A 13495-nucleotide genomic window follows, 5' to 3' on the forward strand; every position below is an offset into this window, starting at 1 on the left:
CGTGTGGTGTTGCAGCGTCAGTTCTCCTTGAATCCCACGTAGTTCTCCGCGAGGGAGGCCGAAGCGGCCTCGGAGCGGGCGACATAGCGCAGATGCGAGAGGCGAAGCGCACGGTCGAAGTCGGAGTCGGCGGGGTCACTGTGCAGCAGGGTCGTCATCGTGTACGAGAAGTGCTCGGCCCGCCAGACGCGGCGCAGCGCGTTCTCCGAGTACGCGTCGAGCAGCGACTCGTCCCGGTGGGCGTGGTAGCGGGTCAGGGCCTGGGCGAGCAGGGTGACGTCGGCGACGGCGAGGTTGAGGCCCTTGGCCCCGGTGGGCGGGACGATGTGGGCCGCGTCACCGGCCAGGAAGAGGCGGCCGTGGCGCATGGGCTCGGCGACGAAGCTGCGCATCGGGGTGATGCTCTTCTCGGTGATCGGGCCCCGCCGCAGCGTCCAGTCGCCGTCGACGGCGAAGCGGGTCTCCAGCTCGTCCCAGATGCGCTCGTCCGGCCAGTTGTCGGTGCTGTCGTCCGGGGCGACCTGGAGGTAGAGCCGACTGACCTCGGGCGAGCGCATGCTGTGCAGGGCGAAGCCGCGCTCGTGGTGGGCATAGATCAGTTCCTCGCACGAGGGAGGAACGTCGGCGAGGATGCCGAGCCAGGAGAAGGGGTACGTCCGTTCCGTCACGGTCAGCAGGTCGTCCGGCACGGAGCGGCGGCCGATGCCGTGGAAGCCGTCGCAGGCGACGACGATCTCGCAGTCCAGGGTGTGCTCGGCGCCTTCGTGACGGTAGCGGATGCTCGGGCGGTCGGTCTCGATACCGTCGACGGACAGCGCCTCCGCCTCGAACAGGACGGTTCCGCCGTCCTGTTGACGCCGGGCGATGAGATCCTTCACCACTTCGGTCTGCGCGTAGACCATGACCGACCGGCCGCCGGTGAGGGACGGGAAGTCGATGCGGTGGGTGCGCCGGTCGAAGCGCAGTTCGATGCCGTGGTGCTCCAGGCCCTGGCGGTCCATCCGCTCGCCGGCCCCGGATTCGCGCAGCACGTCGACGGTGTCCTGTTCGAGGATGCCTGCGCGCTGCCGGCGTTCGACGTAGTCGCGGCTGCGCAGTTCGAGGACGACGTTGTCGATGCCCTGCTGGTGGAGCAGGTGGGAGAGCAGGAGTCCGGCGGGGCCGGCTCCGATGATGCCGACGGTGGTGCGGGGCATGAGGGTCTCCGTGGGAGGTCAGAGGTGAAGGGCGTCGTCGGGAAGCGGCCGCGGCCCGGGGCGCGGCGACGGAACGCCCGCGGGGCTGCCGGTCACAGGGGCTTCCCCGTCTTCACCGGCGCGGCAGTCCGGTGCAGGACCTCGTCGACGGTCACGCCGGGGGCGGTCTCGACGAGTCGCAGTCCCTCGTCAGTGATGTCGAGGACGGCCAGGTCGGTGATGACGCGGTGGACGCAGTTCCGGCCGGTGAGCGGCAGCGTGCAGGTGTCGACGATCTTTGGGGTGCCGTCCTTGGCGGTGTGCTCCATGAGAACGATCACCCGGCGGGCGCCGTGGACGAGGTCCATCGCCCCGCCCATGCCCTTGACCATCCTGCCGGGGATCGCCCAATTGGCGAGGTCACCGCGGGCGGAGACCTGCATGGCGCCCAGGATCGCGGTGTCGATGTGACCGCTGCGGATCATGCCGAAGGAGAGCGCGGAGTCGAAGAAGGCGGCGCCCGGTACGACGGTCACCGTCTCCTTGCCCGCGTTGATCAGGTCGGGGTCGACCTCGTCCTCGTACGGGTACGGGCCGACGCCGAGGAGTCCGTTCTCCGAGTGGAGGACGACGTCGACGCCCTCGGGGAGGAAGCCCGGCACGCGAGTGGGCAGTCCGATCCCGAGGTTGACGTACGAGCCGTCGGTGAGCTCCCGGGCGGCTCGGGCCGCCATCTCGTCCCTGGTCCAGCTCATCGGGTGCGCACCGTCCTTCGCTCGATGCCCTTGTCGGCAGCCTGTTCGGGGGTCAGTTCCAGTACCCGCTGCACGAATACACCGGGGAGGTGGACCTGGTCGGGGTCCAGTTCGCCGGGCTCCACGAGCTCCTCGACCTCGGCGACGGTGATCCGCCCGGCCATAGCGGCGAGCGGGTTGAAGTTGCGGGCCGCGCGGGCGAAGACGAGGTTGCCGTGGCGGTCGCCCCGGGCGGCGCGCACCAGGGCGAAGTCGGTGGTGATGCCGTGTTCGAGGACATACGCCCTGCCGTCGTACTCGCGTGTCTCCTTGGGCGGGGAGGCGACCGCCACGCCGCCGTCCGGCGCGTACCGCCAGGGCAGTCCGCCCTCGGCGGCCTGGGTGCCGACGCCCGCCGGGGTGAAGAACGCGGGGATGCCGGCGCCGCCGGCCCGCAGCCGCTCGGCCAGGGTGCCCTGCGGGGTGAGTTCCAGCTCCAGTTCGCCGCCCAGGTAGCGGCGGGCGAACTCCTTGTTGTCGCCGATGTAGGAGCCGGTGACCCGGCTGATCCGTCCGGCCGCGAGCAGGATGCCCAGGCCACCGCCGTCGACGCCGCAGTTGTTGGAGACGACGCTCAGCCGGCCGGAGCCGTGGGCGTGCAGGGCGCGGATCAGGACGTCCGGTACCCCGCTCAGTCCGAAACCTCCGACGGCGAGCGATGCCCCCTCTCCGATGTCCGCCACCGCTTCGGCAGCCGTCGCTATGACTTTGTCCATACAACGACCCTTTTCACTCGGGTTCACCGCAAGGCTGTTCGCCTGGTGAACTTTCGTTCATACTTGACGCGGGCTGAGTGTCCACCCACGCTTCGGGCTGTGTCAACGGCAGCGGGTACGGTTTCCGCACGGTGATCAGCCCGCGACGCCCCGAGGAGGTCAGACGATGTCCCAGCTCACCGAGGTGACGACGGCGCCCGAGGCGACGGTGGCACCCGAGGCCGCGATGGCGCCGGACGAACTGGTCGGACCGCTGGAGCGCGGACTGGCTGTGCTCCGCGCCGTGGCCGCGGGACCGGGGACACGCCATCGCCCCGGAGATCTCGTCCGCACCACCGGGCTCGCCCGATCGACGGTCGACCGGGTCGCCACCACGCTTGTCCGCCTGGGGTTCCTGCGGACCGAGGACCGCGATCTGCTCCTGGCCCCGCGCTCGGCGGAGCTGGGCAACGCCTATCTGGCCGGCTGCGCCCTCCTCGAAGCCCTCCACCCACACGCCGTCACACTCGCCGACGAGCTCGACGAGTCGGTTTCGTTGGCCGTCCCGGACGGCGACGGGGTGCGCTTCATCGCGCAGGCCGCCCGCCGCCGCGCCATGGCGATCTCGTTCCGGGTCGGCGATCTTTTGCCCGCCGAACGCTGCGCGCCCGGCGCCGTGTTCGCCGCCGACTGGGACGACGCACAGCACGACCAGTGGCGCGCGCGGCGTCGGCGCGACCCGCTGGACACGGGCTTCCCGGCGCTGCCGCCCCGCCCGGCCGGGGCGGAGCCCACGTCCTCAGCAGTCGAGGCAGACTTCCTCGATCGGGTACGGCAGACACGCGACGACGGCTTCTCGATGGACAGCCAGCTGATCGAGCCCGGTCTGATCGCCGTCGCGCTCCCCGTCCGCGATCCGGCGGGCGCGGTGGTCTGCGCCGTCAGCGTGGTCAGTCACACCAGCCGACACAGCATCGAGTCCCTGACGGCGCGGGTCCTGCCCCCGGTACGCGCGGCCGTCGCCGCCATGGAGGCTGCCCTGCGCGCACCGTCGGCGACCGAAACGCCGGCCGCCGCAGCGGCGGTCCGCCCTCCCGAATCGGGCAGTGCGCTCAAGGAGGAACTCGGCGCCGGCTTCCTCCAGTCGCTCGCCCGGGGTCTCGACGTGCTGTGCGCCTTCGGCTCGGTCGACGGCCCCGCCCGCGTGACCGACCTCGCCCGCCTCACCGGGCTCCCCCGCGCGACCGCACGCCGGTCGCTCATCACGCTGCGCCACCTGGGGTACGTACGGGAGGACGCGGACGGTTTCCGGGTGCTGCCGCGGGTCATGGAGCTCGGCTACGCCCGGCTCTCGGGCCTGACCCTCGCCGGGATCGCCACCCCGCACCTCGCCGAACTGGTCGGCAGGGTCCACGAGTCCGCGTCCGTGGCCGTGCTCGACGACGACGACATCCGCTACGTCGCCCGGGTCGCGAGCACCCGGATCATGCACATCGACATCACGGTGGGCACCCGGCTGCCCGCGTACGCCACGTCGATGGGCCGGGTGCTCCTCGCGGCCCTCCCCGACGGCGAGCGCGCGGCGCGGCTGGCCCGGGTGACACCCGAGGCGCTGACGCCCCGCACGGTGACCGCACCCGAGGCCCTCGCCGACGTGGTGACGGCCACCTCCCGGCGCGGCTACGCCTGGGTGGAACAGGAGTTGGAAGAGGGGCTGCGTTCGATCGCGGCACCGGTCACGAACGGCCGCGGCCATGTGGTGGCCGCGGTCAACGTGGCGCTCCACGCCGGCCGCGCCACCGGCGAGGAGAGCCTGGCCACGCTCCTCCCCCCTCTGCTGGAGACCGCAGCGCGGATCAGCGCCGACCTCGCAGCGGTGAGCCGCTTCTCCCCCGTGCCCACCGTCTGATCCTCACCGCCGTCGGGCCGGGCGCAACGGTCCCGGGAGCCGTCCGCCGGAACGCTAGTGCCCCTCCCGGCAAGCTTTGCCCCGTCGCACCGCCCGGCAGGCGCGCCGCCATCGTGTCCGGCATCAGGTCCAGGGCGAAGGAATGGCCGCTCTCGCTCATGCCGGCGGCGAGCAGAGGGCGGGCAACGGCGGTGTTCGGGTACGTGTCGGCCGGTGTATTGCCAGCGTGCCGGTGGTCGCGTGGCTGCAGCAGCTCGCCGCGTCAGCGCGTGCACCTCGTGGACTGCGCCGTCATCCGTCCACTCCTTGCCACACGCGTTCGCCCGCCGTTCCCTCGTTCTTTGCCCACGAGCCAGTCCAAAGGCTCCCCTTGTTGTGGATCAAGGCCATACCATGCGCTTGCGAAGCGCGCGCCGCACAGGAAGACGGAGGAGGCGCGATGTCCGGGATACCGCATGACGGCGTATCCGACGCCATGTCGAGCGGAGCATGGGGCACGCTCCCCGCCGCTGTGGAGCTGTACCACCTGAGGCCGGACGGAGGCATCGGGCTCACCGACCGCGAGGGCGCGCGCGAGCTGGGACCCGAGCGGGAGTTTCTCCGCTTCATCGATGACGGGCAGTTCGCCCACTACCTGGTGGGCGACGCGGCGACCTCCCCCGAGCGTCCCTCGAACGCCACGGTCAAACTCGGTGTCGTGGGGCCGCGCAGCGCCTTCACCCCGCATGCCCACGGCGGTGAACACTTCGTCCTCAGCCTCGGCCACGCGGCGTGCGGCCTCTACGACGCGGACCGCGACCTGGTGACCGAAGTCCCGCTGACTCCCGGGATGTTGATACGGATTCCGGAGATGATGCCCCACTCCTTCGCGAACCGGGGCACCGATCCGCTGACGATCCTCGCGGCCAACACCGGTTACGGGATCGACCACGAGGACTACGCGATCACCGCCGGGGAGGCCGAGCTCCGCGCCGCGGGCGCCACCCCGACGGCCGGCCGGGTGGCCGTAGCCGCGGCCACCACCGACTATCGCGCCCTCGCCGCCGCCCTGCGCGACATCGAGCGCCATCAGCAGGATCTCGGCATCGCCCCCACTACAGTCCGCGAGCGCCTGGCCGCACGACTGCGCCGTGTGGCGACCGCACTGGAGGACCGCCGGTGATCTGTCCGCACTGCGAGAAGAACCTGCTCCGCAAGGAGCGCCCCGACAACACCTGCTCCCACTGCAGGCGCACGTACGCGCTCGACCCCAAGACCAACTCCCTCGGCCTCAGCGACCTACGGGTGCGCAGGATCGTCGCCAAGGTGACGGAGGAGGGCAGGATCGCGGTGGTGCCGGACCAGTTGTGGTACGCGCTCTCGCGCAGGCGCCTCAAGGACGGCAACTTTGCGCCGGGGTGTGCGGGTGCCTCGCTCTTCGCGGGCCTGGTCGTCGGCGTCTTCGGCCTCTTCACCGAGATCGTGTACGTCTTCCTCGCCTCGGGCGCCCTGCTGCTCGTCTCCGCGGGCTTCGCCCTCGCACGAGCCGCCGGTGCGGGCCGGGGCTACCCGGTGATGAGCCGTGCGGCATTCCGTTCGGAGGTGCTCGTGCCCTGGCGGAGCGTGTATGGCGGGCTGCCGCCCGGGGTGATCGACGCCGCCCCTCCCGTTCCCTCTCAGGCCGGAATTCGTGCGCCCTCCCGCGCCCGGCCCGGCGCGGTACTCCTGTGCCCCGACCGCTCCATCAGAGCGTTCCTGATCGCCGACGGCCTGCCCGCCCGTTACGGGATCACGCTCGCCAAGGATCTCGACGCGGTCCGCGCGCTGCCCACGCGGGGCCCGGTGATCGTGCTGCACGATGCCGACGCGCACGGAGAACTCCTCGCCCGGCACGTCCGCGCGAGTCTGGGGCAACGCACAGTGATCGACGCCGGGTTGCCGCTGCGCACCCTCCGCCGTCCGGCGCAGGCCGTGCCCTACCGCGACAAGCAGGAGAAGCCCGACCAGGAGACCATGGCACGGCTCACCGCGCTGGGCGAGTTCACCGAGGAGGAGCTGAAGCGGCTGGGAAAGGGCTGGTGCTTCCCGCTCGTCGGCGTGCCCCCCGCCCGGCTGCTCGCCGCCGTCACCCGGGTCGCCGAGCAGGTCATGGGGAGCGTCGATCCGGAACGGCGTCGCGCCGCGTCCGTGGGGTTCATGACCTGGCCGGGTTCTGCGGCCCAGGACCACGCGGGTGAGCGATGATCTGCCCCCGCTGCGCCGCCTCGCTGACGCGCAAGCAGCGCAGCGGCAGAATCTGCGCGCACTGTGGGAAGCACTTCGCGCTCGACCCCGCGGTGCACGGCAAGGGCATGCACGACATCCGTATCCGGGGCATCGCGGAACGCGCCACCGATCACGGCCGCCTGAAGATCACCCTCACCCAGCTCTGGTACCTGTCCCGCAGCCGTAACTACGCCTGGGCCGGGCGCGATCCGAAGGGTGTGCCGGCGAAGATCCGCTGGCTCGTGGCCCTGCCGGTGGCAGCCGCCCTCGTCGCATGCGCCGTCCTGACCGGCGGACTGCTCGCGTTCCTCCTCGGCGCCGCCGCGTGCGCCGCCCTCGTCGTCGCGTCGTCCATGCGGCACCGCCCCGGTCAGTTGCCGCATGGGCAGATCGTTCCTGCCGAACAGACCTTCCGTGCCTTGATGAACGGCTCCTGGTCGGCGACGTACGGGGGGCTGCCGCAAGGCGTCGTCGACGACGCGCGCCCCGTGCCCCGGCCGCGCGGGGCGAACCGTTCCGGTGCGTCCGTTCCGGTGTCCCGGCCCAAGGCCGCGATCCTCTGCACGGACCGCGTGGTCTCCCTCTTCCTCACGGCCAACGGCATCCCCGCCCGTCTGCAGGCCGCCCTCGTGGAGGTCGGCGACGCCGACGGAACCGGGGGCCGCCCCACCGTCCTGGCAGCGGCGCTCAGCGCGCTCGCGCAGTATCGCAGCGGGCTCCCGGTGGTCGTCCTGCACGACGCCGATCCGCAGGGCGTCCTGCTGGCGCCGCTCATCCGTGGCGCACAGCCCGACCGCGTCGTGGTGGACGCGGGCCTACCCGTCTCCGCGGTCAGGGGCAAACAGGGCGTCGTGCGGCTCGCCCGGCCCGATCCGCTCGCCGACGCGGAACAGCTCCGCACGGTCGCAGGTCTGCCCGACGCCGACGCGCAGTGGCTCGGCGAGGGCTTCTGGAGTCCGCTCGCCGCCGTGCCACCGCACGTCCTCGAATCGATCGTCGTCCGGGCAGTGGAACGGGCCCTGGCCGCCCCGCCGCCCACCCCCCACGAGGACCTCACCCACGGCTTCCTCACCTGGCCGCAGGCGCCGCGGACCCCACGGCCCCCGAGGACCTCGCGGGCACCTGGTACCCGCCCACCCGGCACCGGCACGTACAAGAAGAAGGGCACCAGTTCCGCATGACGCCGCGACGCCTCCAGGATCCCGGAATCGGGAGCATGGCCCGGGACCCTCGTACCGGCCGCGGGCCGGGCGCCCGTTTCCTCGACCTCGCGATCACCGGCGCCGCCGCGCGCGCCGCAGGCCCGGGGGGCATCAGATTCACGGAACGGCAGCTCTACTACGAGACCTGCCGTGTCCTGAGCCCGGCCGCGACCCTGCTCCCCCGCATCCCGCGCACCCCGGCCCCTCCCCTGCGCCTGCCCACGTTCACGCGTGCGCTGGATGCACGGGGCCGGGAGAGCGTGGACGGCCTGCTCCCACCGATCCCGTCCCCGCCGCCGACTGCGCCACGGCCTCCGTCGGCGCCTGATGCCGCCGAACCCGATCTCCACGCCTACGGGTTGCCCCGTCTCCTCGTCTGCCAGGACCGCTCGATCGCCCGGATGCTGCTCGCCAACCATGTGCACCTGGAGGCGGCCTGCCCCGTCCTCGCGGCGCCCGACGCCCTGCCGCTCGACCCGCGCCTCGTCGCGGCGCTGGAGCGGGCCGAGGGCGCGACGGTCCATGTGCTGCACGACGCGAGCCCGGAGGGCATCGGGCTCCCGGCGCGGGTCAGGGCCGCTCTGGGCCCGGTCCCCGGCGTGCGGGTCATATCGATCGGGCTCGTGCCCCGGCATGCGGCAACCCTGCGCCTTCCGACCGGCCGCGGCCCGGCACCGGCTCCACCGCCGGCCCCCTGGCCGTCCGGGCTGCGGCCCGAGGAGGCCTCGTGGCTGGCGAGGGGACGGTTCACGCAGGTCGCGGCGGTGTCACCGCCCCGCCTGGTGCGTACGGTGCTGCGCCTCACGCGGGGACCGCGACCGCCCCGGAACTCCATGTGGACCGAACTGCGCGGGCTGCGTGCCACGGGTTTCCTGACCTGGCCCGCCTCGTGATCCGCCGCGTCACCCGCCCATGAACCGCGCGGTGACCCGTCCGGGCGAGCACTCCTTCCCGCGGCCACGACCGCCCCACAGACCCGAGGAACGCACACGATGATCCGACCTCAAGAGATCGGCTACTTCGACGAGCTGCTCGCCGACGGCAGCGTCCACCGGCGTTACGAGGACGGCCGGGAGGAGTGGCGCCACCGCGAGAGCTCCCCCGGTGGTCTCGTGCGCTGGCACGACAACCGGAATGCCTCCGGCACGGACGAGCTTCTCGGCAACCGCATCATCAAGCGGGTCCTCGCCGACGGCGCGGTGACGTACGCCCGGGACATCGGATACGGCCGCACCCTGTGGGGTCGCGGCGAGACGGTGATGGTCAACCGGACGTCGTTCGGCGGCAGGGTGGGCGTCATGCTCGCGGGCCTGGGTGTAGCGGGCCTCGCCATCACCGCCACCCAGCTGCCGCCGCTGAGCATGGACCCGGAAGAGGAGGAGGAGCTCCGCCGGCAGCAGGCGCAGAGCCAGTCGTCGTCCTCGGGCGACTCGGGCGGGGGCGGCGATTCCGGTGGCGGCGGGACGGACGACTGGGACGCGGGCTGGAGCGACGGCGAGGACGCCTGGAGCGACGACGACTTCGGCTGAGCCGGCCGCGTCGGCACCACCGGAAGCCGTAGGAGCGGCGGTAGCAGTACGGAACACGGAACACCGAGGAGAGGAGCGCCCATGGCACGCTTCTGCGTCTGCGTGTCCCCGACCACGCGGCAGGCCCGGGCCCATGTCGAGGCGATGGGTGCGACCGGGAGCGGCCGGGCATCGATGGATGTCCCCGGGGCCGACCTGGGACTGATCGCGGACGAACCCGGCCGCGCCGACGGCCCGTTCACGGCATCCGGTCTGACAGCGGTGGGCGAGGTCACCCTCCACAACCGCCCGGCCCTGCTGTCCGCGCTGGACGCCGAGGGGACCCCCGTACCCGCCCGCTGCTCCGACGGTGAACTGCTCCTGCACTGCTGGGCGCGGCTCGGCGACGCGGGAGTGGCTCTGGCCGAAGGCATGTTCGTGCTGGCCGTGCTGGACGGCACGGACCTGATCCTGATCCGCGACCACGTGGGTGCCCGGACGCTCTTCTACGCCCGCGCCGAAGGAGCCTGGGCGGCCTCGACCTCGCTGAGGGCGCTGCGGCGCTGGCCCGCGCTCGGCACGTCGATGAATCTGTCCGCGGTTCGTTCCTTCCTCACCTTCGCCTATCTGCCGGGCGAGGAGACGCTCCTGACCGGCGTGCGGGAAGTCCTGCCCGGGCGGGTGCTGCGGCTGGCGAGGGACGGCACCGTCACCGAGACCGTGCACTGGGAGCCCCAGGAGCACATCGCGCAGCCGGTGCCGCAGGATCCGACGGAGCATGTCCAGGCCCTGCGGGCGCTCCTGGAACAGGCGACGGCCGAGAGGCTCCCGCAGGCGGAGCCGGCTGCGGTCCTTCTCTCCGGCGGGATCGACAGCTCCCTCGTCACCGCTCTGGCGACGAAGCTCCACAGCCATCCGGTGCACACGTACTCGATCAGCTTCGGCGACGAACTCCCCAACGAGCTGGGCTACTCGGGCCTCGTGGCCGCCCACTGCCATACCCGCCACCGGGTCCTGAACGTGTCGGGGAAGACGGTGGCCTCACGGCTCGCGGAGGCGGCTGCGCTCCTGGACAGCCCGGTGGGCGATCCGTTGACGGTCCCGAACCTGTTGCTCGCGGAGGCCGTGGCCGCGGACGGCGCGTCGGTGGTGCTCAACGGCGAGGGCGGCGACCCCGTGTTCGGCGGCCCGAAGAACCTCCCGATGCTCGTGCAGGAGATGCACCGTGAACCGGGGGCACCCTGGGACGAGGACCGGGCGACGGCGTATCTGCGCTCGTACCGCAAGTGCTGGACGGACCTCCCGACGCTACTGACTCCGCAGACGCTGGACGCGCTTCGGGACGCCCCGCGCCCCCAGCGGTTCGTGGAGCCGTATCTGGCACCGGGCGCCGACAGCCCGCACCGCATGGGCCACCTCCTCAATCAGCTCCTGCACTGCAATCTGCGGACCAAGGGCGCGCACCACATCCTGACAAAGGTGGAGCGCCTGACGGCGTCGCAGGGCATCGAGGGCCGGGCACCGCTCTTCGACCGCCGGGTCGTCGACCACGCGTTCGCGACGCCGCCCACGTACAAACTCCGTGGCTCCGCGGAGAAGTGGATCCTCAAGGAGGCCGTACGCGACCTCCTCCCCGACACGGTCGTCGACCGCCCGAAGAGCGGGATGCGGGTGCCGGTGCAGCAGTGGCTGACAGGGCCGCTGCGCGACCTCGGGAACGATCTGCTGCTGAGCCGGCAGTCGGCCCACCGGGGCCTGTTCCGCCCCGACACGATCCGCGCCTGGATGAAGGGCGAGGGCACGCTCCTGCCCCGTCACGGCGGCAAGCTGTGGCTGGTGCTGACACTGGAACTGTGGCTGCGGGCGTACGCGTTGTGAGGAACGAGCAGCAGGAAGCGACGAGCGGGAAGCAACGATGAACAGTGAACTCACCGACCCTCGCACGGGACGCCCCCGCGGCACGTCGCCCGTCTCCCGCGAGCCCGAGGTGGCTGCGGCCGTGGCGGCCGCCCGTACGGCGCTCGGCGCATGGAGCGCCCTGACCCCGAAGGACCGGGCGCGACGCCTGGACCGGCTGGCGACGCTGATCGAGGACAGTGCGGCGGAGTACGCGGCTCGTGAGCGGGCCGGCACGGGCAAGCCCGATGCGGAGACGGCGGGCGAGATCGAGCAGGTGGCCGATCTGTTCCGCTTCTTCGCGACGGCGGCACGGACCCGGACAGCCCCGGCGGCAGGCCGGTTGGTGACCGGTCACGAGAGCTGGGTGCGCTGGGAGCCGATGGGCGTGGTCGGGGTGATCGTCCCCTGGAACTATCCGCTGATGATGGCGGCCTGGCGCTGCGCCCCGGCACTCGCCGCGGGCAACACGGTGGTGGTGAAGCCGGCGGAGACCACTCCGGACACGCTGGAACTGTTGGCGGAGCACGCCGCACGGACCCTGGGCGAGGGCGTGCTCCAGTCGCTTCCGGGAGACCGGCGGACGGGTCGGCTGCTGGTCGAGTCCCCGGTGGACATGGTCGCGTTCACGGGCAGCGGGCGGGCGGGCCTGGATGTGGCGGCGCGGGCGGGGACGCGCCGGATCAGCCTGGAGCTGGGCGGCAACGCCCCGGCCGTGGTTCTCCCGGACGCCCCGGCGGACACGTATGCGTCGCTCGCGGAGGCGGCCACGTACAACGCGGGTCAGAGCTGCGCGGCGCCGGCCCGCGTCATCACGCTCACGGAGAACTACGAGGAGGCGGTGACCCGCCTGGCGGAGGCGATGGGGGCCCGCCTGGCAGGCCGTGACTTCGGCCCGCTCAACAACCCGGACCAGGTGGCGCGTTACGACTCACTGGTCGCCTCCTCGTCCGCGAAACGGCAACTGGCGGCGGGCCTCGCCGTCCCGCCCGGCGAGGAGCACGGCCACTGGCGCGCGGCCCTGCTCCTGGCAGATCTCCCGCACGACGACCCGACGGTCACCGAGGAAGTCTTCGGACCGCTCCTCACGGTCCAGCACGCGGACACCGTGGAGGCGGCCATCAGCCTGGCAAACGGTGTCCCCCAGGCTCTGGCGGCCAGTGTCTGGACGACCGATCTCGGTACGGGGCTCGATCTCGCGGCCCGCCTCGACGCGGGCGAGGCCTGGCTCAACTGCCATCTGGTGCAGACGGCGGAGCTCCCGCACGGCGGGCGTGGCGCGTCCGGCCACGGCACGGACCTGAGCACGCTGGCACTCCAGGAGTACCAACGACCCAAGACGGTGACGGTGCGGCTGATGCCCGGCCTGCGCGAGAGCTGAGGCAGACGGCCACCGGACGACCTCGATTTCCTGCCCGAGGTCCTCCGGATATCGGGCGCCGCTCTCCGGAACATGTGGTGACGGTCCGTTTCGCGGGTGCCTGTCTGTGATTACTTTGTCCGGATTTCGGTCAGCCGGGCCCGGTCAATGTTGTCAAACCGAGAGCCTTTAGTTGTGGTTTACAGCCCGTGCGTACTTAATAGTTGGCTCCATTGAGCTCGGGTCAATGGGTCACGCACTATGAGAAGTGCCGACTCACGAACACACTCGAGGCGCTGAAACGATCACCGTCAGGGGTGTCGGTGTATCACGCCAGTGCCTTTCTTGCAGTCGCAAGTGGACTCATGAGGGGGAAACTCATGCGTGGTGCCAAGAGCGCCAAGTGGGTCGCGGGAGCGGCCATCATCGCCCTGGCTGCGACCGCCTGTGGTGGTGGCAGCGACAGCGGCAAGGACCAGGGGGGCGACAGCGCCAACGGCGCTGTCAACGCCAACGGCATCTTCTCCATCGAGGTCGGTGAGCCGCAGAACCCGCTGCAGCCGGCGAACACGATGGAGTCGAACGGCAGCATCGTCACCGACGCGATCTTCTCGCAACTGGTCGACTACGACCCCTCCGGCAAGCTCGTGATGGTCAACGCGGAGTCTGTCGACACCAAGGACAGCAAGCTCTGGACGGTCAAGCTCAAGAA

At 71.7% G+C, this 13495-nt stretch carries 11 protein-coding genes and 1 pseudogene; 9 read left to right on the plus strand and 3 right to left on the minus strand.

The window, feature by feature from the left end; translation table 11 throughout:
• Nucleotides 1-17 precede the first annotated feature (17 nt).
• From ACFU6I_RS09545 to ACFU6I_RS09555, 3 genes are all read right to left on the minus strand, one after another.
• Nucleotides 18-1196, minus strand: coding sequence for a 4-hydroxybenzoate 3-monooxygenase (locus ACFU6I_RS09545; protein WP_384363419.1), 1179 nt, complete (start codon nucleotides 1194-1196; stop codon nucleotides 18-20).
• 92 nt (nucleotides 1197-1288) lie between these two features.
• Nucleotides 1289-1930: a CoA transferase subunit B gene (locus ACFU6I_RS09550; RefSeq protein ID WP_384363421.1), complete on the minus strand. Its 642-nt coding sequence runs from the start codon at nucleotides 1928-1930 to the stop codon at nucleotides 1289-1291.
• Nucleotides 1927-2685, minus strand: a complete 759-nt coding sequence (locus tag ACFU6I_RS09555; protein ID WP_345520250.1) for a CoA transferase subunit A — start codon at nucleotides 2683-2685, stop codon at nucleotides 1927-1929. Before ACFU6I_RS09555 ends, ACFU6I_RS09550 begins: the two co-directional genes overlap by 4 nt.
• Nucleotides 2686-2851: 166 nt before the next feature.
• Here ACFU6I_RS09555 and ACFU6I_RS09560 point away from each other — a divergent pair, with 166 nt between their 5' ends.
• The 9 genes and pseudogenes from ACFU6I_RS09560 to ACFU6I_RS09600 all read left to right on the plus strand — a co-directional run.
• Entirely contained in the window at nucleotides 2852-4573 is a 1722-nt protein-coding gene (locus tag ACFU6I_RS09560) for an IclR family transcriptional regulator C-terminal domain-containing protein (RefSeq protein WP_384363423.1), read from the plus strand.
• Nucleotides 4574-5012: 439 nt separating this feature from the next.
• Nucleotides 5013-5735, plus strand: a complete 723-nt coding sequence (locus ACFU6I_RS09565; protein ID WP_384363425.1) for a cupin domain-containing protein — start codon at nucleotides 5013-5015, stop codon at nucleotides 5733-5735.
• A complete protein-coding gene (locus ACFU6I_RS09570; RefSeq protein ID WP_384363427.1) occupies nucleotides 5732-6796 on the plus strand; it encodes a hypothetical protein in 1065 nt (354 codons plus the stop codon). Before ACFU6I_RS09565 ends, ACFU6I_RS09570 begins: the two co-directional genes overlap by 4 nt.
• The gene (locus ACFU6I_RS09575) at nucleotides 6793-7998 is read left to right on the plus strand and encodes a hypothetical protein (RefSeq protein WP_384363429.1); all 1206 of its coding nucleotides are present in this window, start codon (nucleotides 6793-6795) and stop codon (nucleotides 7996-7998) included. Before ACFU6I_RS09570 ends, ACFU6I_RS09575 begins: the two co-directional genes overlap by 4 nt.
• 35 nt (nucleotides 7999-8033) lie before the next feature.
• On the plus strand, nucleotides 8034-8912 hold the full coding sequence (locus ACFU6I_RS09580) for a hypothetical protein (protein WP_384363431.1): 879 nt from the start codon (nucleotides 8034-8036) through the stop codon (nucleotides 8910-8912).
• 99 nt (nucleotides 8913-9011) lie between these two features.
• Complete coding sequence (locus ACFU6I_RS09585; RefSeq protein WP_384363433.1) at nucleotides 9012-9548, plus strand: hypothetical protein; 537 nt, start codon at nucleotides 9012-9014, stop codon at nucleotides 9546-9548.
• 81 nt (nucleotides 9549-9629) lie between these two features.
• Nucleotides 9630-11405, plus strand: coding sequence for an asparagine synthetase B family protein (locus tag ACFU6I_RS09590; protein WP_384363435.1), 1776 nt, complete (start codon nucleotides 9630-9632; stop codon nucleotides 11403-11405).
• 37 nt (nucleotides 11406-11442) lie between these two features.
• Nucleotides 11443-12804: an aldehyde dehydrogenase family protein gene (locus ACFU6I_RS09595; protein ID WP_384363437.1), complete on the plus strand. Its 1362-nt coding sequence runs from the start codon at nucleotides 11443-11445 to the stop codon at nucleotides 12802-12804.
• 359 nt (nucleotides 12805-13163) lie between these two features.
• Nucleotides 13164-13495 (plus strand): annotated as a pseudogene (locus ACFU6I_RS09600) (ABC transporter substrate-binding protein); the annotation flags it as partial.

The sequence above is a fragment of the Streptomyces sp. NPDC057486 genome (assembly GCF_042802415.1).
Taxonomy (GTDB): Bacteria; Actinomycetota; Actinomycetes; order Streptomycetales; family Streptomycetaceae; genus Streptomyces; species Streptomyces yanii.

What these genes read in the sequence shown, in the direction of transcription:
- ACFU6I_RS09545 (WP_384363419.1), bottom strand. Translation starts at nt 1,196, where the DNA reads ATGCCCCGCACCACCGTCGGCATCATCGGAGCCGGCCCCGCCGGACTC.
- ACFU6I_RS09550 (WP_384363421.1), bottom strand. Translation starts at nt 1,930, where the DNA reads ATGAGCTGGACCAGGGACGAGATGGCGGCCCGAGCCGCCCGGGAGCTC.
- ACFU6I_RS09555 (WP_345520250.1), bottom strand. Translation starts at nt 2,685, where the DNA reads ATGGACAAAGTCATAGCGACGGCTGCCGAAGCGGTGGCGGACATCGGA.
- ACFU6I_RS09560 (WP_384363423.1), top strand. Translation starts at nt 2,852, where the DNA reads ATGTCCCAGCTCACCGAGGTGACGACGGCGCCCGAGGCGACGGTGGCA.
- ACFU6I_RS09565 (WP_384363425.1), top strand. Translation starts at nt 5,013, where the DNA reads ATGTCCGGGATACCGCATGACGGCGTATCCGACGCCATGTCGAGCGGA.
- ACFU6I_RS09575 (WP_384363429.1), top strand. Translation starts at nt 6,793, where the DNA reads ATGATCTGCCCCCGCTGCGCCGCCTCGCTGACGCGCAAGCAGCGCAGC.
- ACFU6I_RS09580 (WP_384363431.1), top strand. Translation starts at nt 8,034, where the DNA reads ATGGCCCGGGACCCTCGTACCGGCCGCGGGCCGGGCGCCCGTTTCCTC.
- ACFU6I_RS09585 (WP_384363433.1), top strand. Translation starts at nt 9,012, where the DNA reads ATGATCCGACCTCAAGAGATCGGCTACTTCGACGAGCTGCTCGCCGAC.
- ACFU6I_RS09590 (WP_384363435.1), top strand. Translation starts at nt 9,630, where the DNA reads ATGGCACGCTTCTGCGTCTGCGTGTCCCCGACCACGCGGCAGGCCCGG.
- ACFU6I_RS09595 (WP_384363437.1), top strand. Translation starts at nt 11,443, where the DNA reads ATGAACAGTGAACTCACCGACCCTCGCACGGGACGCCCCCGCGGCACG.